General features: G+C 68.6%; 18 protein-coding genes. 16 read left to right on the top strand and 2 right to left on the bottom strand.

The window, feature by feature from the left end; genetic code table 11:
• Window positions 1–55: 55 nt before the first annotated feature.
• Window positions 56–1,642 (top strand): MFS transporter, encoded by a 1,587-nt coding sequence (locus HOV77_RS22900; protein ID WP_290864859.1) that lies wholly within the window; start codon window positions 56–58, stop codon window positions 1,640–1,642.
• A gap of 84 nt (window positions 1,643–1,726) precedes the next feature.
• Here HOV77_RS22900 and HOV77_RS22895 read toward each other — a convergent pair whose 3' ends face one another.
• Window positions 1,727–2,488, bottom strand: a complete 762-nt coding sequence (locus HOV77_RS22895) for an alpha/beta fold hydrolase (RefSeq protein ID WP_290864873.1) — start codon at window positions 2,486–2,488, stop codon at window positions 1,727–1,729.
• 108 nt (window positions 2,489–2,596) lie between these two features.
• Between HOV77_RS22895 and HOV77_RS22890 the strand changes: the two genes are divergently transcribed.
• The 4 genes from HOV77_RS22890 (at window position 2,597) to HOV77_RS22875 (ending at window position 8,572) form a co-directional block, all read left to right on the top strand.
• Window positions 2,597–3,436, top strand: a complete 840-nt coding sequence (locus HOV77_RS22890) for a metallophosphoesterase (RefSeq protein WP_290864871.1) — start codon at window positions 2,597–2,599, stop codon at window positions 3,434–3,436.
• Window positions 3,437–3,652: 216 nt separating this feature from the next.
• Entirely contained in the window at window positions 3,653–3,979 is a 327-nt protein-coding gene (locus HOV77_RS22885) for a hypothetical protein (protein WP_290864857.1), read from the top strand.
• A 754-nt stretch (window positions 3,980–4,733) separates the two neighbouring features.
• A complete protein-coding gene (locus HOV77_RS22880) occupies window positions 4,734–7,511 on the top strand; it encodes a helix-turn-helix transcriptional regulator (RefSeq protein ID WP_290864855.1) in 2,778 nt (925 codons plus the stop codon).
• 68 nt (window positions 7,512–7,579) lie between these two features.
• Window positions 7,580–8,572: an ACP S-malonyltransferase gene (locus HOV77_RS22875; RefSeq protein WP_363260769.1), complete on the top strand. Its 993-nt coding sequence runs from the start codon at window positions 7,580–7,582 to the stop codon at window positions 8,570–8,572.
• Between the two features lie 27 nt (window positions 8,573–8,599).
• Here HOV77_RS22875 and HOV77_RS22870 read toward each other — a convergent pair whose 3' ends face one another.
• Window positions 8,600–8,848, bottom strand: a complete 249-nt coding sequence (locus tag HOV77_RS22870; RefSeq protein WP_290864853.1) for a phosphopantetheine-binding protein — start codon at window positions 8,846–8,848, stop codon at window positions 8,600–8,602.
• A 119-nt stretch (window positions 8,849–8,967) separates the two neighbouring features.
• Between HOV77_RS22870 and HOV77_RS22865 the strand changes: the two genes are divergently transcribed.
• The 11 genes from HOV77_RS22865 (at window position 8,968) to HOV77_RS22815 (ending at window position 19,430) form a co-directional block, all read left to right on the top strand.
• Window positions 8,968–10,458: an AMP-binding protein gene (locus tag HOV77_RS22865; RefSeq protein WP_290864851.1), complete on the top strand. Its 1,491-nt coding sequence runs from the start codon at window positions 8,968–8,970 to the stop codon at window positions 10,456–10,458.
• A gap of 78 nt (window positions 10,459–10,536) precedes the next feature.
• Window positions 10,537–10,746, top strand: a complete 210-nt coding sequence (locus HOV77_RS22860) for a ferredoxin (RefSeq protein WP_290864849.1) — start codon at window positions 10,537–10,539, stop codon at window positions 10,744–10,746.
• A 65-nt stretch (window positions 10,747–10,811) separates the two neighbouring features.
• A complete protein-coding gene (locus HOV77_RS22855; protein ID WP_290864847.1) occupies window positions 10,812–12,308 on the top strand; it encodes an AMP-binding protein in 1,497 nt (498 codons plus the stop codon).
• Complete coding sequence (locus HOV77_RS22850) at window positions 12,305–13,513, top strand: type III PLP-dependent enzyme (protein WP_290864845.1); 1,209 nt, start codon at window positions 12,305–12,307, stop codon at window positions 13,511–13,513. The genes HOV77_RS22855 and HOV77_RS22850 overlap by 4 nt, the downstream gene beginning before the upstream one ends.
• 49 nt (window positions 13,514–13,562) lie before the next feature.
• Window positions 13,563–13,994 carry a cobalamin-dependent protein gene (locus HOV77_RS22845; protein WP_363260766.1) on the top strand — a complete coding sequence of 144 codons (432 nt, stop codon included), beginning with the start codon at window positions 13,563–13,565 and terminating at the stop codon, window positions 13,992–13,994.
• On the top strand, window positions 13,991–15,325 hold the full coding sequence (locus tag HOV77_RS22840) for a methylaspartate mutase (protein WP_290864841.1): 1,335 nt from the start codon (window positions 13,991–13,993) through the stop codon (window positions 15,323–15,325). Before HOV77_RS22845 ends, HOV77_RS22840 begins: the two co-directional genes overlap by 4 nt.
• Before the next feature lie 73 nt (window positions 15,326–15,398).
• Window positions 15,399–16,274, top strand: coding sequence for a 3-hydroxyacyl-CoA dehydrogenase family protein (locus HOV77_RS22835; RefSeq protein ID WP_290864839.1), 876 nt, complete (start codon window positions 15,399–15,401; stop codon window positions 16,272–16,274).
• Window positions 16,271–16,576 carry an acyl carrier protein gene (locus tag HOV77_RS22830; protein WP_290864837.1) on the top strand — a complete coding sequence of 102 codons (306 nt, stop codon included), beginning with the start codon at window positions 16,271–16,273 and terminating at the stop codon, window positions 16,574–16,576. Before HOV77_RS22835 ends, HOV77_RS22830 begins: the two co-directional genes overlap by 4 nt.
• A complete protein-coding gene (locus HOV77_RS22825) occupies window positions 16,554–17,678 on the top strand; it encodes an acyl-CoA dehydrogenase family protein (RefSeq protein ID WP_290864835.1) in 1,125 nt (374 codons plus the stop codon). Before HOV77_RS22830 ends, HOV77_RS22825 begins: the two co-directional genes overlap by 23 nt.
• Window positions 17,675–18,784 (top strand): HAD-IIIC family phosphatase, encoded by a 1,110-nt coding sequence (locus tag HOV77_RS22820; protein ID WP_290864833.1) that lies wholly within the window; start codon window positions 17,675–17,677, stop codon window positions 18,782–18,784. The genes HOV77_RS22825 and HOV77_RS22820 overlap by 4 nt, the downstream gene beginning before the upstream one ends.
• Window positions 18,768–19,430: a class I SAM-dependent methyltransferase gene (locus HOV77_RS22815; protein WP_290864831.1), complete on the top strand. Its 663-nt coding sequence runs from the start codon at window positions 18,768–18,770 to the stop codon at window positions 19,428–19,430. The genes HOV77_RS22820 and HOV77_RS22815 overlap by 17 nt, the downstream gene beginning before the upstream one ends.
• Window positions 19,431–19,461 lie beyond the last annotated feature (31 nt).

Here is a 19,461-nt window from a genome sequence, read left to right as displayed (position 1 = left end):
GCAACTAAGCCGATGGCAACTTATACGCGCGTGAGCGAGTGGGGGTAGGTCGACCATGACGGTCGTGGAGTCCAAGGCCGGGAGCCGGGAATGGATCGGGCTGGCCGTCTTGGTGCTGCCCTGTCTGATCATCTCGATGGATGTCAGCATCCTGTTCCTGGCGTTGCCGTTCATCAGTGAGGGCTTGCAGCCTACGGCGACCCAACAACTGTGGATCATGGACGCCTATGGATTCGGATTGGCCGGCGCGCTGATCACGATGGGCAGCCTCGGGGACCGGATCGGGCGGCGCAAGCTGCTCCTGATCGGGGCGGCCGCGTTCGGCGCGGTGTCGGTGGCCGCGGCGTACTCCGGCAGCGCCGAGTTGCTGATCGCCAGCCGGGCGGTGCTCGGCATCGCGGCGGCGACGTTGATGCCGTCGACCATGGCGTTGATCCGCAACATGTTCCACAACGAGAAGGAACGCAAGTCGGCGATCGGCATCTGGACCGGCAGCCTCACCAGCGGCATCATGCTCGGCCCGATCATCGCCGGCCTGATGCTGGACCATTTCTGGTGGGGCTCCGTCTTCATGATCAACCTTCCGGCGATGGCGCTGCTGCTGGTGCTCGCGCCGTTCCTGTTGCCGGAGTTCAAGTCCCCGGAGAACGGCCGGTTCGACCTGCTGGGCGCGGCGATCTCGCTGTTCGCCATCGTGGCCGTGATCTACGGGATCAAGCAGCTGGCCGTCGAGGGCTTCGAGATCGTGCCGCTCGCGGCGGTCGTCGTGGGTCTGGCGTTCGGGCTGCTGTTCATCCGGCGTCAGCTGGGACATCCCGCCCCGCTGATCGACATGAGGCTGTTCAAGAACAGCCCGTTCACCATGTCGATCCTCACCAAGGTCATCACCGGCTTCGGGCTCACCGGCATCGGCCTCTACGCCAACCAGTACCTTCAGCTGGTGATGGGGATGCGCCCGTTCACCGCGGCGTTGTGGTCGCTCGTCACGATTCCGGCGGTCATGGTCGCCATGTTCCTGTCGGTCGGGCTGGCCGCCAAGGTACGCCCCAGCCGGATCATCGGCACGGGCCTGGTCGTGATGACCCTCGGCTTCGGGGTGCTCTACCTGCTGGCTCCGGACGCCGAACTCTGGCAGCTGCTGGTCGGCTCGGGTGCGGTGGCGGCCGGCATGATGATGACCGCGCCGTTGATCGCCGACCTCGTGCTCACCGCGGCTCCGCCAGAACGGGCGGGCGCGGCGTCGGCCCTGGCCGAGACCAGTGACGAGCTCGGCACCGCATTGGGTGTGGCGATCCTCGGCACCGTCGGTGCGGCGGTCTACCACCACCAGATGCTCGACACGGCCATTCCCGGCGCTCCGGCGGCGGCCGTCGACGCGGCGCACAGCACTCTCGGCGGTGCCTTCCAGGTCGCCGCCGCACTGCCCCCGGAGGTGGCCGGCCCACTGCTGACCGCCGCCCGGGAGGCCTTCACGCACGGCATGAACTTCGCCGCCTTGACCGGCGCCGGAGTATCGCTCGTGTGGGGCGTACTCATCTTCGTGATCCTGCGCCGGATGCCGGTCGGCTACATCACCCCGGGCGGCGCCAAGGAGAACAAGGACGACGAGGAGAAGGACCTGGCCGCGGCTCCCTCGGCTTAGTCTCCTGATCGGGCTCAGTCCCCTGATCGGCGCCCTCCGCGCGGGTCCGCCACCCGCCGCGGAGGGCGCTGAATCATGTCCGGCTCAGAAGTTCCGTGCGACTGCGTGCTTCGTGACAGCCTCGACGACCGCCGCCTTGTGCTCGACGAGGAAGAAGTGCCCGCCGGAGAACGTACGCAGCTCGAACGTGCCGGTGGTGTGCCGCTGCCAGGCCGCGGCCTCGGCGACCTCGACCTTGGGATCCTGGTCGCCGACGAGCGCCACGATCGGGCAGCGCAACTCGCTGCCGTCCGGCTCGTAGCGATAGGTCTCCGCGATCCGCAGATCGTTGCGCAGCACCGGAAGGATCAGCTGGACGACCTCCGGATCGGCGAGCAGCTCGACCGGCATCCCGCTCAGATCCCGCAGTTCGGCGATGAGTGCGGCGTCGCTGCCGAGGTGCAGACCCTCGACGCGGTGGGTCGACGGGGCTCGGCGGCCTGACGCGAACAGCCCGTGCACGGCGATTCCGCCGGCCTCCAGTCGCCGGGCGACCTCGAACGCCACGGTCGCGCCCATGCTGTGCCCGAAGAAGGTCAGCCGGCTGTCCGCCCAGCCGGCCAGCAGCTCGGCGATCTGATCGGCCAGTTCCGGCACGGACTCGACGGGCGGCTCGGCACGCCGCTCCTGCCGCCCCGGATACTGGATCGTCAGCATGTCGACGTCGGGCGGCATGGCGGCGGAGAAGGGAAAGTAATAGCTCGCCGAGCCGCCCGCGTGCGGGAAGCACACGACGACGTCCCCGGCGGCGCTCTTGGGATGAAAACGCCGCAGCCAAGCGTCGGCGGAAAGACCTACTGTCGCCATCATGTCACGATGCTCGATCGACTATGGCCGGGCAACCCCTACCCGCCCCTATGGCCACAGAGGACGGTAGGTCGGTGAAGAGCAGCGGATATGCTCGAAAACATGGTGATGGCGGGTACTCTGTTCGCGGTCAGCGACCTGCACGTGGCGCATCCGGAGAACCGCCGGATCGTCGAGGGCATCCGACCGGAGTCCGACGAGGACTGGCTCATCGTGGCGGGCGACGTCGGGGAGATCTTCGAAGACGTCGAGTGGGCGCTGCGGCAGCTGCGTACGCGATTCCGCCAGGTGATCTGGGCACCCGGCAACCACGAGCTCTGGACGCATCCCCAGGACCCGGTGACCCTGCGCGGCGACCTTCGATACCGCGCCCTCGTTCAGATGTGCCGTGACATCGGTGTGCTCACCCCCGAAGACGAGTACGCCCAATGGGACGGCTTCGGCGGCCCGGTCACCGTCGCGCCACTGTTCCTGCTCTACGACTACACGTTCCGTGCGCCGGGCACGACGACGAAGGAGGAGTCGCTGAAGAAGGCGTACGAGGCCGGTGTCGTCTGCGCGGACGAGATGTTGCTGCATCCCGATCCCTATCCCGACCGCGAATCGTGGTGCGCCGACCGGGTCGCCGAGACCGAACGGCGGCTGAACGCCGTCGATCCGGCCGTTCCCACCGTGCTGGTCACGCACTGGCCGCTCGACCGCAGACCGACTGAGCCGCTGTGGTTCCCCGAGTTCGCCCAGTGGTGCGGCACCGAGCGTACGGCCGGATGGCATACGCGATTCCGGGCCGCCGTCGCGGTCTACGGGCACCTCCACATTCCCCGGATGACCACCTACGAAGGCGTACGCTTCGAGGAGGTGTCCTTGGGCTATCCCCGGGAATGGAAACGGCGGACGGCCGATCCGCAACCACTTCGCCGGGTGTTCGCGCCGGGCAAAACCGGTTGACAGCACCCCCCTAAGATCGACTTCTCCCAGGTCATTACGGGTCGTCACGCCTCTGCTACCAGGCTTACGATCACCGCCACGGTGGGCGCGACCAGACTGGCCGAAGTGGACGATTCCCTGGCGCGGACCGGAAGACCAAGCCGCACTCGGGCCCGCCGGTGGCCGGCCGTCGCGGACGGCCGTCCGCGTCAATCACCGCCAACGAACGGAGGCCCGATGAGCATCGACGGCACCTGGAACGTCAGCATGAAGACTCCGATGGGCACTATGCAGGGCGAACTGATCCTCGTCACGTCCGGCGCCACCCTGACCGGCAGCCTGACCGGTCCGAGCGGGCCCGAGCCGCTGGTCGACGGCGTCGTCGACGGCGACGACCTGACCTGGACCATCAAGCTCAGCAAGCCGATGTCGATGACGATCCACTACAAGGTCAAGATCGACGGCGACTCGCTCAACGGCACGGCGAAGCTCGGCGTGTTCAAGCCCACGTCGATCGTCGGCACCCGAGCCGTCGCCGAGGTGCCGGCCGGCGACCAGGCCTGAACCCGGGCGGCTCACTCGAACCAGCGTCACGAAGGCCGGTGGGCGTCGCTCCACCGGCCTTCGCATGGCATTCCTTTCCGCAACGGTGCGACTCTGGCGACAAAGTGGACTTGCTGTAATCGTTTCACACTTGATCGATGACGCTGGTACGCCGCGGTGGCATTGCGCGCTGTTGTCGATTGCATTGCGGCAATGTGACGAAAGCCCGAAGAGGCGACTTGTGCACCTACTGAAACGCGCAGGTTGCGCCGGAGGTTCGCGGAAGTACGCCAAGGGAATTCGGCCGAATTCGAAATCCTCCCGAGACGGTACCGATGTCCTAATTGGTCCGTCCGAGCGAGTGATCGAGGAATATCGGAAGTCCGACCGCAGTGTTATCCACAGGTGCTTGCCTAGGGGGTTGCGGCTCATCAATGTCGGCGCTTAGATGTCGGGCAGTCATACCATCGGAACCGACTGCCGGGCAATTCACGCGTAGCGATATTTATGAACGACTTTGGAGTGGACTCAGTGGCGCAGTGGACGATCACTCCCCGATGGCCGCGGGTGGGTTGGTGATCTAGGAGCCTTCCTGGTTCATCGGTGCGACATGAAGACGTTCTCGGGGGAGACAGCTATGGATCCGTGTATCCAGACATACCGCGGGTGTTGGCAGCTTGTGCCGGGCTCTCGTGCAGGGATCGACGATCGGACGTGCGCCGCAGCGGGCGCGCTGACGGCCGGCGCCGCCGATGAGAAGGCCCGGGAGTAGCGCATGACGAACTACGTCGGGATCCGCGACGGCAGGCTGATGCTGGAGAGGCTCCTCACCCGCATCACCGACAAAGCAGGGCAGGTCGTGTTGGTCAGCGGGGGCCTGATGACCGGCAAGACCACGCTCATGCACGAGTTCTCCAGCGCGGCGGCGGCAGCGGGTGCACTCGTCCTCACCGCCGCCGGGTCGCTGACCGAGCGGCCGGTCCAGTTCGGCGTCATCGACCAGCTCCTGCGCAGCGCCGAGCTGCCCAAGGAGGTCCTCCAGCGCCTCACCGACCTGACCCGGGCCGAGGCGATGGACTCGGTCGCCGACGACGGCTCGTTCCTGGCGGCGTACGCCGTCGTGCAGGTCGTGCAGGCGTTGTGCGGTGCGGTGCTGGGCCTCTCGCTCGACCGGCCGCTCGTCATCGTGGTGGACGACGTGCACCACATCGACAGCGCGTCTCTGCAATTGCTGCTCTACATGCGACGGCGGATCGCCGCGGCGCCGGTGATGATGGTGCTGACCGAATGCGAGCGCCCACGGCCGGAGCACTCGCAGTTCCACGCCGAGCTGACCCGGCAGCCGCATCATCGGCTCCGGCTGCTGCCGATGTCGGGACCGGCGATCGCGGAGGCCCTGACCAAGGCGGCCGGGCCGACTGCCGCGGCACACCTGGCACCGGCGTATCACCGGTTGACCGGCGGCAATCCGATGCTGGTCAACGCGCTCATGGAGGACTACCGCACGGCGATGCGCGACGGCCGGCTCAAAGACGAGGGCCGGCCGGTCGTGGGCGCCGCGTTCAGCCAGGCGATCGCCACCTGCCTGCACCGCTGGTTCCCGCAGCTGCTGACGGTCGCACAGGGGATCGCGGTGCTCGACAAGCACGCCACGCCTCAGTCGCTGTCGCGGCTGCTGGACATCGGGCAGACCTCCGTCGTGGAGATCATGGAGATCCTGGCCCTCGCCGGGGTGCTCTGCGACGGCCGGTTCCGTCATGAGGCCGCTCGTGCGGTCGCGCTCGGCACGCTCAGCGCCTGCGCGCGCTCCGCTCTGCACAGCCGGGCGGCCGAGCTGCTCTATCAGCAGAACTGTCCCGCCGTCGACGTCGCGGCGCACATCGCCGAGTCCGGTCACGTGACCGGCGGCTGGCCGGTGCTGATGCTCCAGGCCGCCGCGGCGGAGACGATGACCGGCGAGCAGAGCGATCTGGCCATCCGCTATCTGAAGCTGGCGCTGGCGGCGACGGCGGACGACCGCGAGCGCGTCGTCATCACCGAAGCCCTAACCCGCGCGATGTGGCGTAACGCGCCGCTGGCCGTCGCGCCGTACCTGAGCGTTCTGGAGGACGCGGCGGAACTCGGCAAGCTCTCCGGCCGCCAGGCGGTCACCCTGCTCCGCCACGGGTTGTGGCACGGCGACAACGCCTTGGTCGACAAGACGGTCGCGGCGCTGGAACGCGCGCCGCACCCGGGTGACAAGCGCGTGCTGGCCGAACTGGACCTCGCCCGGCACGTGATCTACGGCGAGGAGCCCGGCGGGTACGGTTCGGCCGGGTCGGCGACCACCCAGGAGCGGTCGGACGACCCGTGGGTGACCGCGTTGCGAACGCTCACCTACATGTGGGCCGACGGCCCGGGCGAGGCCGCCGTCGCCAGCGCCGAGCACCTGCTGCACAGCTGTTCCCTCGAGGACTCCACAGTGGATGTCGTCACCGGCGCGCTATTGGCGCTCGTCTGCGGTGGCGCGCTCGATCGGGCGTCCGTGTGGTGTCAGCGGCTGATGGAACACGCCTCGCGGCGCAACGCGGTCACGTGGCAGGCCCTGCTCTACAACATCCAGGCTGAGATCGCGCTGCGCAGCGGCGACATCGACAAGGCGCTCGCCGACTCGGTCACGGCGCTGGGGCTCCTCGACGCGCGGTGCTGGGGAGTGCTCGTCGGCTGGCCGCTGGCCACGCAGGCGTTGGCCAACACCGCGAAGGGCAAGCTGGACTCCGCCGACAAGACGTTCGCGCAAATGGTGCCGGACGCGATGTTCACCTCCATCGCCGGACTGCGTTACCTGCACGCTCGCGGCCACTACCACCTGGCGGACAACCGGGTGCTGGCCGCCGCCCGGGACTTCCAGTTCTGCGGCGAGCTGATGAGCGAGCGTGGCATCGACGTGCCGGCGCTCATCCCCATCCGCAGCGATCTCGCCGAGGCGTACGTGCGGCTGGGGCACACCCAGCTCGCCCGGGATCTGGTGACGCAGCAGCTGGACAAGGTCCAGCCCAACGACTATCGGACGCAGGGCATCTCGCTGCGGGTGCTGGCCACCGCCAGCGATGCGGGGCAGCGCGAACGGCTGCTGAACAAGGCGGTGCCGCTTCTTCGCCTGGCGGGCGACCGGCTGGAGCTCGCTCGCGTACTGGCCGCTCTGGAGGCGTACCAAGGCGATGACGCCGGTCTGCGCGGCGCGACGCAGCCGGTCATCGCCGAGGTCGCGCCCACTCCGCCGAGCCCGCTCGTCGCGGTCAACGACCTGGCGACGTTGAGCGAGGCCGAGCGGCGCGTGGCCGCGCTCGCCGCACGGGGCCACACCAATCGCGAGATCGGCCGTCGCCTCTACATCACCGTGAGCACCGTCGAACAGCACCTGACCCGGGTCTACAAGAAGCTCGGCGTGAGCGGCCGAGTCGGGCTGTCGGCGGGACTCGAAGGACAACAGGAGTCTCCGGTGGAGATGAACGCAGATCCGTTCGACGACGGTGCGGTGGGCGGCGGGCATCCGGTGGTGATCGCGAGCTGACGCCAAGCTAGGGGCGGCCTAGGGGTGGGAGGCGCAGTCGGCCCCGGCTTAGCCTGGCGGGGCCGTACGTGCCCCGAGAGCACGTGCCGGAAAGGGGGCAGGCGTTGGAGACCGGCGTTTCCGAGGCGACCGCGATCGTCTTTCCCGGCATGGGGCCGATGCGCTATGACGAGACCGCGAGGTTCATGCTCATCAACCGGTACGCCCGCGAGCTGACGGCCGTCGCCGACGAGGTGCTGGGCGACTCGCTGCTCGACCGGTATCACGAGGCGACCGGCGACTACAGCGAGTACGCCCAGGTGGCGTTCCTGATCGTCTGCCTGGCGCTGGCTCGATGGGCGGAGGAGACCAGCGGGCTCAGCCCGGTCGTCTGCGCCGGCCCGAGCTTCGGCGGCAAGGCCGCCGCGGCGTACACGGGGGTGCTCTCCGTGGAGGAGGCGATCTGGCTGACCGTGCAGCGGGCGCGCGTGCTGGAGCGGTACTTCAGCTCCGAGCACACGGACGTCATCACGCATTCCTTCGCCCGGACGCCGCCGGACGTGCTCGCGGCCCTGCAAGCGGAACTCGACGCGGACGGTGAGTGGCATGAGATGTCCTGCCACGTCGACGACGACCTTTACATGATCTCGGTACGCGAACGAGTCTCGGACCGGCTGACCGCCAGCCTGCGGGCGAAAGGGGCGCTGCCGCTGTACGTGATGCGCCCGCCGATGCATTGCAGCGTCTTCGGCGGTCTGCGGGAGCTGATGGACACGGAGGTCCTCGCGCAGCTCACCTTCGCCGATCCGGCCATCCCGATCGTCGCGGATCAAGACGGGCGGCTGGTACGCGACGGCGCCGGTGTGCGGGCGATGCTGTCGGAGGGGTTCGTCCGCCCGGTGCGCTGGCCGTCGGTGGTGGCCACGCTGGTGGCACAGGGCGTTCAGACGGTCTACGTGTCCGGCCCGGACAGTCTATTCGGCCGGGTCGGGGTGACCACCCGGAACGTCCACACTGTACCGATCTCGCCGCGGACCGCCCTGCGGCCGCGCCGGCGGCGTGCGTTCGCCGACGCGGCCTGACGGTATGCCGCGGTTTCGCGATGCCTGCTACGACGCGGTGCCGGCCATCCGCGAAAGGGTGTTCCACAAAGTGCCCGGCGTCGCGAACGTCTCGAGCGTCAGCGCGTCGTCGACGAACCGGACGTTGTAACGGTTTTCCAGCGACGCCAGCAGCTCCACGGTGCCCAGCGAGTCGAGCCCAAGGTCGCGCAGGTCGGCGTCGTCGTGCAGCGCCTCGCCCGGCCCCAGGAACGGCAAGTGGCTCCGGAGCGTCTGGTCGAAATGCTCATCTCTCATTGTCGGCTCCGATTCATCGTGTATCGGGTTTAACGGGTTTATCGAGATACGACCCGCGTGGCCGTGCGAAAAGTAGCACGCGACGGCGGCCGGGCAGATCCCCTAGTTTGCGAGGACGGATGAACCACGGACTGCACCATCGGGTGCTGCGCGGGCTGTCGGCTTCCCCGGCCCGGCCGGCGTTGTACGCCGCGGACGGAACCGTCACCTATGACGAACTCCATGCGACGGCGTCGACCTGGGCCGGACGGCTTCGCGAACGAGCCGAAGTCGGTCCGGTCGCCGTGCTGGCCGGCAAGACCCGGGCGGCGTACGCCGGTCTGCTGGCGGGGCTGTATGCCGGTGTCCCGGTCGTCCCCATGAACCCCTCATTTCCGCCGGAGCGGCTGCGGAGCATGCTGGAAGCCGTAAGGGTCACCGCCCTCATCGCCGACGACCAAGGTGCTGCGTTGGCGGGACGGCTCGGCGAGATCACGGCGCAGGTGCCGTTGCTGCTGCCGGACGAGCTCGGCTCCGGCCGGGCGCTCACCGAGCCCAGCCTCGTCGATCCGCAGGACGTGGCGTACGTGCTGTTCACCTCGGGCTCCACCGGGCGGCCCAAGGGCGTACCGATCACGCATGGCAACGCGATCCACTACTTCGACCTGCTGGACAGCCGGTACGACTTCACCGGCGAAGACGTCTTCTCGCAGACGTTCGACCTGAACTTCGACTGCGCGATGTTCGACCTCTTCTGCGCCTGGGGCGCGGGCGCGGCGGTGCATCCGTTGCCCGGCCAGGCCTATCGTGATCTGCCGGCCTTCGTACGCGAGCGGCGTATGACGGTGTGGTTCTCGACGCCCAGCGCGATCGGTCTGGTGCGCCGTCTCGGCGGGCTGCGGGAAGGGTCGTTGCCCGGCCTCAGATGGAGCTTCTTCGCCGGTGAGGCCTTGCGGTGCTCCGATGCGGCCGAATGGCAGCTGGCCGCCGATCAGTCCAGAGTGGAGAACCTGTACGGCCCGACCGAGCTGACCGTGACCGTTTCTCGGCACCGGTGGGAAGGCGACCGTTCCGAAGCGGGAGCGGTCAACGGCGTGGTGCCGATCGGCGCGATCCACCCCGGTCACGACTGCCTGGTCCTCGGGCTGGACGGCCGCCCCACCGACGGCGACGGCGAACTGTGCGTCACCGGTACGCAGCTGACGCCGGGCTACCTCGACCCGGCTGACGGCATCGGTCGATTCCTCGAACTCGACGGCCGGAGGTGGTACCGGACCGGTGACCGGGTACGCCGGCTCGACGGTGGCGAATACGCGTACCTGGGCCGGCTCGACAGTCAGGTGCAGGTACAGGGCTGGCGGGTGGAGCTGGCCGAGATCGACCACGCCGTACGCGGCTGTGCCGGGGTCGCCGATGCGGTCACGGTGACTCGGGAGACCGAGAGTGGACTGGAACTGGTCGTCTTCTACACGGGAACTCCGGTGCCCGCCATGACCCTGGTACGCCATCTCCGCGACGTCCTGCCCGAGCGCATGATCCCGCGCTCCTTTCATCACCTTGACGACCTGCCGTTGAACGCCAATCGGAAGGTCGACCGGCCTCGTCTCGCGTCGGCGGCCCGCGAGATTTAGGGGCTCCTAGGGGTCGCGGCTACGGGCAGCGCGCTCCCTAGGGTGGCCACGCTGCGTCCGGCGAGCCGAGAGGGAGTCATGACCGAAGTCGTGAAGGTTGAGATCGATCGCGAACGTTGTGTCGCGTCCGGATCGTGCGCGATGGCGCTACCGGCCGTCTTCGACCAGGACGAGGACGACGGCCGGGTGATCCTGCTGACCGCCGAGCCCGACGCCGGCCTGCGTACCGCCGTGCGGGATGCCGTGCTGGCATGCCCGGGCGGAGCCCTGAGCCTCATCGAGAACTGACGACCTCGACTTGGCGGCCGGGTGGCTGATCCGGCTGCCGTGTCCTCGGCGAAGAGGAGCCTGGAGTGGCCGCAAGCGATCTTGTGCATACCCTGCTCGATGAGGCGGCGGCCCAGGCCCCCGGAAATTGCGCCGTACGCGACGCCGACGCCTCCGTGACCTACCGCGAGCTCGTCGACCTCAGTTGGGCGTTCGCCGCCTGGCTGCGCGAGCAGGGCGTGGGCCGGGGCGACCGGCTCGTCGTCCAGTTGCCGAGCCGCCACGAGCTGGTGGCGATGTTCCTCGGCGCAGTACGCCTCGGCGTCGTCTTCGTTCCGCTGAACAAGGACATGCGCGAGTTCCATCAACGGGCGGTCCTCGCGGACTCGGAGCCGTCCCTGGTGATCGCCGCCGGAGAGGCCGCCGCCAAGCTGAGCGGCCTGACCGAGGTGCCGGTGCACGACGCGACGACGTTGTGGCCGGCCATCGTGGCGGCCGCCGGGACGGCGCTTCAGCTTCCGGCGGAGGTCGCTCCGGACGACGTCGCCACGCTGGTCTACACCTCCGGCAGCACGGCTTTGCCGAAGGCAGTCATCTGCCCGCATCGGCAGATGACCTTCGCCTCCCGGTCGATCCACCAAGTCCTCGGGTACCGTCCGACCGACGTGGTGTTCTGCCGGTTCCCGATCTCGTGGGACTACGGCCTCTACAAGATCCTGCTCTGCTTCCTCGGCCGGTCGACGCTCGTCCTGGCGGGGGAGGAGTCCGATCTGGCGCTCTTGTCGCGGATGCGCGAAGTGGGCGCGACCGTGGTGCCGATCGTGCCGTCGCTGGCGACGATGATCGTCACACTGTCCGAACGCGACACCGCGGCCAAGCCTCCGGTCCGGATGTTCACGAACACCGGGGCCGCGCTACCCGACAGCACCATCGCCGCCTTGCGCGAGAACTTCCCAGGCACCCGAGTGGTACGCCAATTCGGGCAGACGGAGTGCAAACGTGTCTCCATCGTGCCCCCCGACGAGGACGGTCTCCGGCCGACCTCGGTCGGTCTTCCGCTGCCCGGCACTCGCGTGCTCATCCTCGACTCCGAAGGGCAGCCCGTGCCGACCGGTGAGGTCGGCGAGATCGTCGTGACCGGGCCGCACGTGATGCCCGGCTACTGGCGCTTGCCGGAGCTGACCGCACAGACGTTCCGGCCGGACCCGGCGACGGGTGAGAAGCGCCTGCACACCGGCGACTACGGCAGCCTCGACAGCGACGGGTACCTGTACTTCGAGGGCCGCCGGGACGACATGTTCAAGCGCAAGGGCATCCGCATGAGCACCCTGGAGATCGAGGCGGCGGCGCTGGACATCGCGGGTGTGCGGGCGGCCGCCGTACTGCCGCCGACTGCCGAGCGCGATCTCGTGATCTTCGTCGAGTCGACGCTGGAGCCGCATACGGTGCTGAAGGAACTGGCTCAGCGGCTCGACAAGGCGAAGGTGCCTGCGATCTGCCGGGTGGTCGGGGAGCTGCCGCTGACGGCGCACGGCAAGAACGCGCGCGAGGCGCTGAACGCGATCCTGACCGGTGCGGCATGATCGGCGGCCAGGAGTTGCCCACCCCGGCGTACGTCTATGACCTCGACGAGGTCGCCGACGCGCGGGACGCGGCGTTCGCGGCGTTGCCGGAACCGATCGAGCTCTACTACGCGGTGAAGGCGAACCCGCATCCGGAGCTGATCAAGGAGCTGGCTTCGGGTGAGGGCCGCGTCTGCCGGTTCGAGATCAGTTCCTCCGGCGAGCTCGCCGCTGTGCGTACGGCGGGAGTCGCGGGGGAGCGTTGCCTCTACACGGGACCGGGCAAGACCGCGCTCGAATTGGACGAGGCGATCGGGCAAGGCGTACGGATGTTCTCGACGGACTCGGTCACCGACTTCGAGCGCGTCGCGGGCGTCGCACGGCGGCACGGCGTAATCGCCGACTGCCTGCTGCGGATCAACAACGTCGCGGCCAACGCGACCACCGGCATCCGCATGACCGGCGTACCGTCGCAGTTCGGCTTCGACAGCGAGGCGCTGGACGACACGTTGCCCCGGCTTCGCGAAGTCGAGGGCGCGCGCATCCGGGGGCTGCACTGTTTCCCGCTGAGCGGCGCGCTCGACGAGGCCAGTCTGATCGGCGCCTTCGAGCACACCATCGAGCTCGCCTTGGATCTCGAACGCAAGCACGACCTCGCCCTGGAGTACCTCGACATCGGCGGCGGCTTCAACGCTCCTTATGGCGTACCGGGGTCCCGGGAGAGCTATCCGGGTCTGGGTCCGGCGCTGGAACTGGCGCTGGATCGCGCGTTTCCGCAATGGCGTACCGGGCAGCCGCGCATCGCCTGCGAGTCCGGGCGCTTCCTCGTCGGGTCGAGCGGCAAGCTGCTGACCCGGGTCACCAACGTCAAGGTCAGCCGGGGCCGCAAGTTCGTCATCCTCGACGCGGGCATCAACACCTTCGGCGGCATGTCCGGCCTCGGCCGGCTCCTGCCGGTCGCCGTCGGCTGCGACGAGGGCGAACCGGTGGAGAAGGCCAGCCTCGTTGGTCCACTGTGCACACCCGGGGACGCGCTCGGTCGCGAGATCGACGTGCCGTCGCTGCGCGAGGGCGACCTGGTCGCCATCCCCAATGCCGGCGCATACGGCCTCACGGCGAGCCTCGTGATGTTCCTGGGCCGACCGGCTCCGCTCGAGGTCGTCGTCCGCGGCGGCCGGGTCCAGTCCAGGTCGCGGGTCGAGCATGTGCGTTCCTATGACGTCTGAAACCAACTCGTACGCAACGCCACCAGTCCCTCGTCTGGGAACCGTCGTCGTGAGCGCGACCGCGTCCGACGCGCATACCTGGAACCTGGTCTTCCTCCAGCTGTTCCTGGAAGAGCTCGGTTATTCGGTCGTCAACCTCGGCTCGTGCGTCTCCGACGAGCGGCTCGTGCGGGAATGCCTGCGGATCGCGCCCACGCTGATCGTCATCAGCAGCGTGAACGGGCACGGCTGCCAGGACGGCCTGCGGCTGATCGGCCGACTGCGGTCCGAGGACCGCCTGAAGGATACGCCGACGATCATCGGCGGCAAGCTCGGCATCACCGGTACGCCGTTGGGCGACCGGGTCGCCGAGCTGCTTGAAGGCGGCTTCGACGCGGTGTTCGACGACGGCGCTCGGGACGGCATCGAGTTCCACGAGTTCCTGCGTACGCTGCCGGAGCGGCAGTCGAGGCTGCCCATCGAGGCGAGCCTGACGCCATGACCGCAGACGCCGTGAGCCCGGCGGGAATCGACTTCGGCCGCCACGTACGCCGGATGCGAGCGGCCGGTCATCTCGTGGTGCAGCCGCGGATGGGTTTCGGCCGTCCCGAGCAGATGCGGGCAGGATTGCTGGCCACGAGACGGGCGCGGGCGGCCACCGTCGGAACCATCACGCTGGACAGCTTCACCCGGGTGGGCGACCTGGACGCGGTCCGCCGGGCGCTGCGCGACGGCACCGGGCTCAACGGTTATCCGATCGCCAGCCACGACGCCGCCACGACGGCGGCCGTTCTGCGAGATCTGCACGAGCCGGCGTTCCCGGTCCAGGTGCGGCACGGATCCGCCGTCCCCCAGCACATCTTCACCGCTCTCGCCCAGGTCGGGATCACCGCCACCGAGGGCGGCCCGGTCTCCTACTGCCTTCCCTACGGGCAGACGCCGCTCGCGGAGTCCGTGCGTAACTGGGAGGAATGCGTCGACCTCTTCGTGTCGCTGACCACCGCCGCCCGGCCGCATCTGGAGACCTTCGGAGGCTGCCTGATGGGGCAGCTGTGCCCGCCGAGCCTGCTGGTTGCGGTGACCGTCTTGGAGGCGTTGTTCTTCTGTTCCCGGGGCGTGTCCAGCGTTTCGGTCAGCTATGCCCAGCAGACCAGCCTCGATCAGGACATCGAAGCGGTCGGGGCGCTCCGCCGGCTCTGCGCGGAGATGCTGCCCACCGAGGACTGGCACGTGGTGATCTATGCGTACATGGGCGTGTATCCGACGACGCCGCCCGGTGCGCGCCGGTTGCTCGGCGAGGCGGTACGCGTCGCGGCCGCCACCGGATCGGAACGCCTCATCGTCAAGACGGTCGCGGAGTCGATCCGGATTCCCACGATCGAGGAGAACGTCGAGGCGCTGGAGACGGCCGAGGACTGGGCCCGCACCTACGGCGTCGCCGACGTGCCGCCACCGGCGCCGGACTCGCAGATCTATGCCGAGGCGTACGCGCTCATCAGCGCAGTGCTGAACCTGGACAGCGATGTCGGACGCGCACTGGTGCTCGCCTTCCAGCACGGGTACCTCGACGTGCCCTATTGCCTGCATCCGGACAACGCGGGCCGGGCTCGTGGCTACATCGACGACACCGGCCGGCTTCGGTGGGCCGAGATCGGCGCGATGCCCCTGCGCAAGCTCGTACGCACCGTCGGCGGGCATCGGGTGACCGCGTCCGGACTGCTGGCCGATCTCAACTACGTGCGGCAGAAGTTCGACAGCGAGCAGCCGTCGCTTCCGGCGCGAAGCCGCACCTCCTCGGCGACCGCGATAACAGGGGGCGGCACCGCACTGTAGGGGTGTTCCCTCGCAAGGACCGTCAATAGCGTGCCGGTAGTCGGATCGCGTATCGGAGTGGGAAAGGGGCGGCATGTCTGCCAGCGAAGACGGTGGGACGGCCCGCCCGATCGCCATCATCGGCGCGGGGGTCATGGGCACGGGGATCGCCACCATGGCGCGCTGCCAAGGGGCCGACGTCCTCCTGGTCGATCTGGACGAGTCGATCCTCAGCCGGGCCCGAGCGGAGATCGCTCAGCAGTCCAGGCACGCGACGCTGCTGGGTGTGGTGCCGCCGGACCGTACGCCCGGGAAGCTCACGACGACGGTCGATCTGAACGACTGCGGTCGCGCGATCGCGGTCGTCGAGGCCGTTGTCGAGTCGCCGAGTGCGAAGGCCAAAGTCCTCGGCGAAATCTCCTCCATTGTGGACCCCGGTACGCCGTTGATCTCCAACACATCCGGCATCCCGGTCGACGAGATGGCCGAATGGGTGTCGCGCCCGGAGGACCTCGTCGGCACGCACTTCATGAACCCGGCGTACGCCATCTCGATGGTCGAGGTCATCCGGGGCGACCGGACCGGCGAAGCGACGATGCGCTCCGTCGAGTGGCTGATGAGGTGCCTGAACCGCAAGCCGATCGTCGTACGCGACGCGCCGGGGTTCGTCACGAGCCGGCTGCTCCACCCGATGATCAACTCGGCGGCGCGCATCGTCGGCGAGGGAATCGCGAGCGTCGCAGCGGTCGACGACCTGATGCAGGGCTGCCTCGGGCACCCGACCGGCCCACTTCGCACCGCCGACCTCATCGGCATCGACAACCTCGTGGACTCGCTGGCGGCGATGTACGAGCGGACCGGCGAGCCCGCCTGCCGCCCGTGTGACCTGCTGCTCGACAAGGTACGCGAGGGCGACCTCGGCCGGAAGACGGGCCGGGGCTTCTACGACTACGGAAAGGCAGCCGTATGACCATCGAGAGCGCGACCGCGTCGGCGGTGACCACGGAGGCCGTCACGGCGACGATCGCGGAGTTCCTGAAGTCGAAGACGAAGGCGGCGTGCGCGGCCGACACCGACCTGTTCGCCGGTGGCCTGGTGTCGTCGATGTTCGCGATGCAGCTGGTCGTCTTCCTCGAAGGCAGCTACGACATCGCCATCGTCGGCCCCGACCTGCGGATGGACAACTTCCGCACGATCGGCAAGATGACCGAGCTGGTGCTGCGGCTGAAGGACGACAGCGAGGCCGCGGGTGACCCTGCCGACGGGATCTGAGCTCCTCGCGGACGACGTCGAGCTCGTACGCACCCTCGTCGACGGCCGCGCCGGTGAGTGGGACCTGGCGGGTCGGCTGCCGGAGGACGTGCTGCGCACGCTCGGCGGCCGTGGCCTGCTGTGCACCCAGGTGCCACGGCAGTACGGCGGGCGCGGCTTGAGCAGCGAGCAGACCGGCGAGTTCACCGCGTCCGTCGGCGCGCTCTGCAGCTCCCTGCGCAGCGTGATGACCTCCGTGGGCATGGCGGCCTGGACGATCGAGCGGTTCGGCGACCTCGGCCAGCGGCGACGCTATCTGGGTGAGCTGGCCGGCGGCCGGTTGGCGGCGGTCGGCTTCAGCGAGCCCGACGCGGGCAGCGATCTGGCCGGGATGACCACGACGGTTCACGACGACGGGGATCACATCGTCCTCTCCGGCGAGAAGGTGTGGACCACGGCGGCGTCCTACGCCGACCTCCTGGTGATCGTCGCCCGGTACGCCGACGGCGCTGCGGCTGTCGTTGTGCCGTCCGATGCTCCCGGCGTACGCGTGACGAAGGTCCCGGACCCGATGGGCTGCCGTGCGGCCGGGCACGCGAACATCCGGCTCGACGGCGTACGCTTGCCCGCCGCCAACCTCCTCGGTGCGACCGCCCGGCCCGTGATGATGCTGGTGACCACCGCGTTGGCGTACGGCCGGATGTCGGTCGCCTGGGGCTGCGTCGGCATCCTCCGGGCTTGCCTGGAATCCGCCGCCGCCCATGCCGGGACTCGGAAGCAGTTCGGGCAGCCGCTGGCGGAGCATCAATTGGTCGCTCGTCACCTGGCCGAGCTGTACGCCGCCGAACGCACCTCGACGTACGCGTGCCTCGAAGCGAGCCGCAGCTGGGACTCGCGTTCACCCGACATGGTGCTCGCCGCAGTACTCGCCAAGCACGTCAGCGCACGTCACGCGGCGGAGGGTGCGTCCGCGGCCGTGCAAGTCCTCGCCTCCGCCGGTTCGCAGGACGGCCACGTCGTCGCGCGGGCGTACCGCGACGCCAAGATGATGGAGATCATCGAGGGCAGCACCGAGATCTGCCAGCTGCTGCTGGCCCAGCACGCCGTAGCCGCACACGGATGACGGGGAGACAGCTCGTGGCCGAGCCGACGAAGACGGTCAAGTGCCTGGTGTGGGACCTGGACAACACGCTCTGGCAAGGGGTCCTGCTGGAGGGCGACGACGTCCAGCTCAGCGAGGAGACGCGTACGCTACTCTCCACTTTGGATGCACGGGGAATCCTGCAATCGGTCTGCAGCAAGAACGACTTCGCGGACGCCTGGGAGCGGCTGGAGAAGCTCGGCGTCGCGGAGTACTTCGTCCACCCGGCCATCGGCTGGGGACCCAAGTCCGCCGCCGTACGCGACATCGCCGAGCGCCTGCAGTTCGCCGAGGACACCATCGCCTTCGTCGACGACCAGCCGGCCGAACGCGCCGAGGTCGAGTTCCACCTGCCGAAGGTACGCTGTTACGCCGCCGAGCAACTGCCCGAGCTCGCCGGGCTGCCCGAGTTCTCGCCCGCGGTGGTCACCCAGGATTCCCGGCGGCGTCGGGAGATGTATCAGGCCGGTCTGCGGCGCGACGCCGAGCGGGAGACGTTCGCCGGGCCGGACGAGCGGTTCCTCCGCTCGCTGGAACTCGTGGCGACCATCGCTCCGGCCGGTGACGAGGAGCTGTTGCGGGTCGAGGAGTTGACCCTGCGGACTAGTCAGATGAACGCGACCGGAGTGCATTACTCACACGAGATGCTGGCGTCGCTCGTGAAGGATCCGCGTCATCGGGTGCTGACCGTCACGATGTCCGATCGTTTCGGCCCGTACGGCGCGGTCGGCGTGATGCTGCTGGAACTGCACGAGCACGTGTGGAACCTCAAACTTCTCGCGACGTCGTGCCGAGTGGTGTCGCTCGGCGCCGGCACGCTGATTCTGAACTGGATCGCCGATCAGGCGGCGCGAGCCGACGCCCACTTGGCCGCCGACTTCCGGCGCAACGAGCGCAATCGGATGATGGAAGTGGCGTACCGATTCGCCGGGTACACCACGGATACCTGTGACTGCCTCGGCATACTGCCGCCGCCAGATCCGTCTGATGTGGAGCGTCTGCATCTCGTTCCCGTGATGCACGACGCCTCCTCGACCGTCCGTCTCAACGCACCCGACTTGAGGGGTATGCATGGCCAGCCAGCTTGAGGGCTCTCCGGCCCTGCTCGCGTACGTGCGGGAGCACTCCCTGCGCGAAGACGACATCCTGCGAGCACTCCGCGACGAGACGGCCGGGCTGCCCGGTGGCACGACGATGCAGGTGATGGCCGAAGAGGGCCAGCTGCTGGCGCTCCTCGTCGGGCTGTGCGGAGCGCGTACGGTCCTCGAATTGGGCACCTACACCGGTTACAGCGCGCTGTGGATGGCGCGGGCACTGCCCGCCGACGGTCGCCTCATCACGTGCGACATCACCAATCGCTGGCCGGCGCTCGGCATCCCGTATTGGGAGCAGTCCGGCGTGGCCGATCGGATCGACCTCCGCATCGGCCCGGCGGCGGAGACGCTCGACAAGCTCGAGGCCGAAAACGGCTCCGCAAGCGTCGACCTGGTGTTCATCGATGCGGACAAGGCCAACTACCCCGAGTACTACGAGAAGTGCCTCGTACTGTTGCGCCCGGGTGGCCTGATGGTCGTCGACAACACGCTGTTCTTCGGGCGCGTCCTCAGCCCCGAACCCGGCGACGCCGATGCGACGGCCGTGGCCCGGCTCAACGAGACGATGCACGGCGACTCGCGGGTGGATCTGGCGATGCTGCCGTTCGCCGACGGCGTCACCCTGGTACGCAAGCGCTGACAGGACGATGCCGGGCGACCGAATGCGGTGG

It is taken from the genome of Hamadaea sp. (assembly GCF_013362815.1).
In the GTDB taxonomy this organism is placed as follows: Bacteria; Actinomycetota; Actinomycetes; order Mycobacteriales; family Micromonosporaceae; genus Hamadaea.
This window is presented reverse-complemented; position numbering and strand designations above follow the sequence as displayed.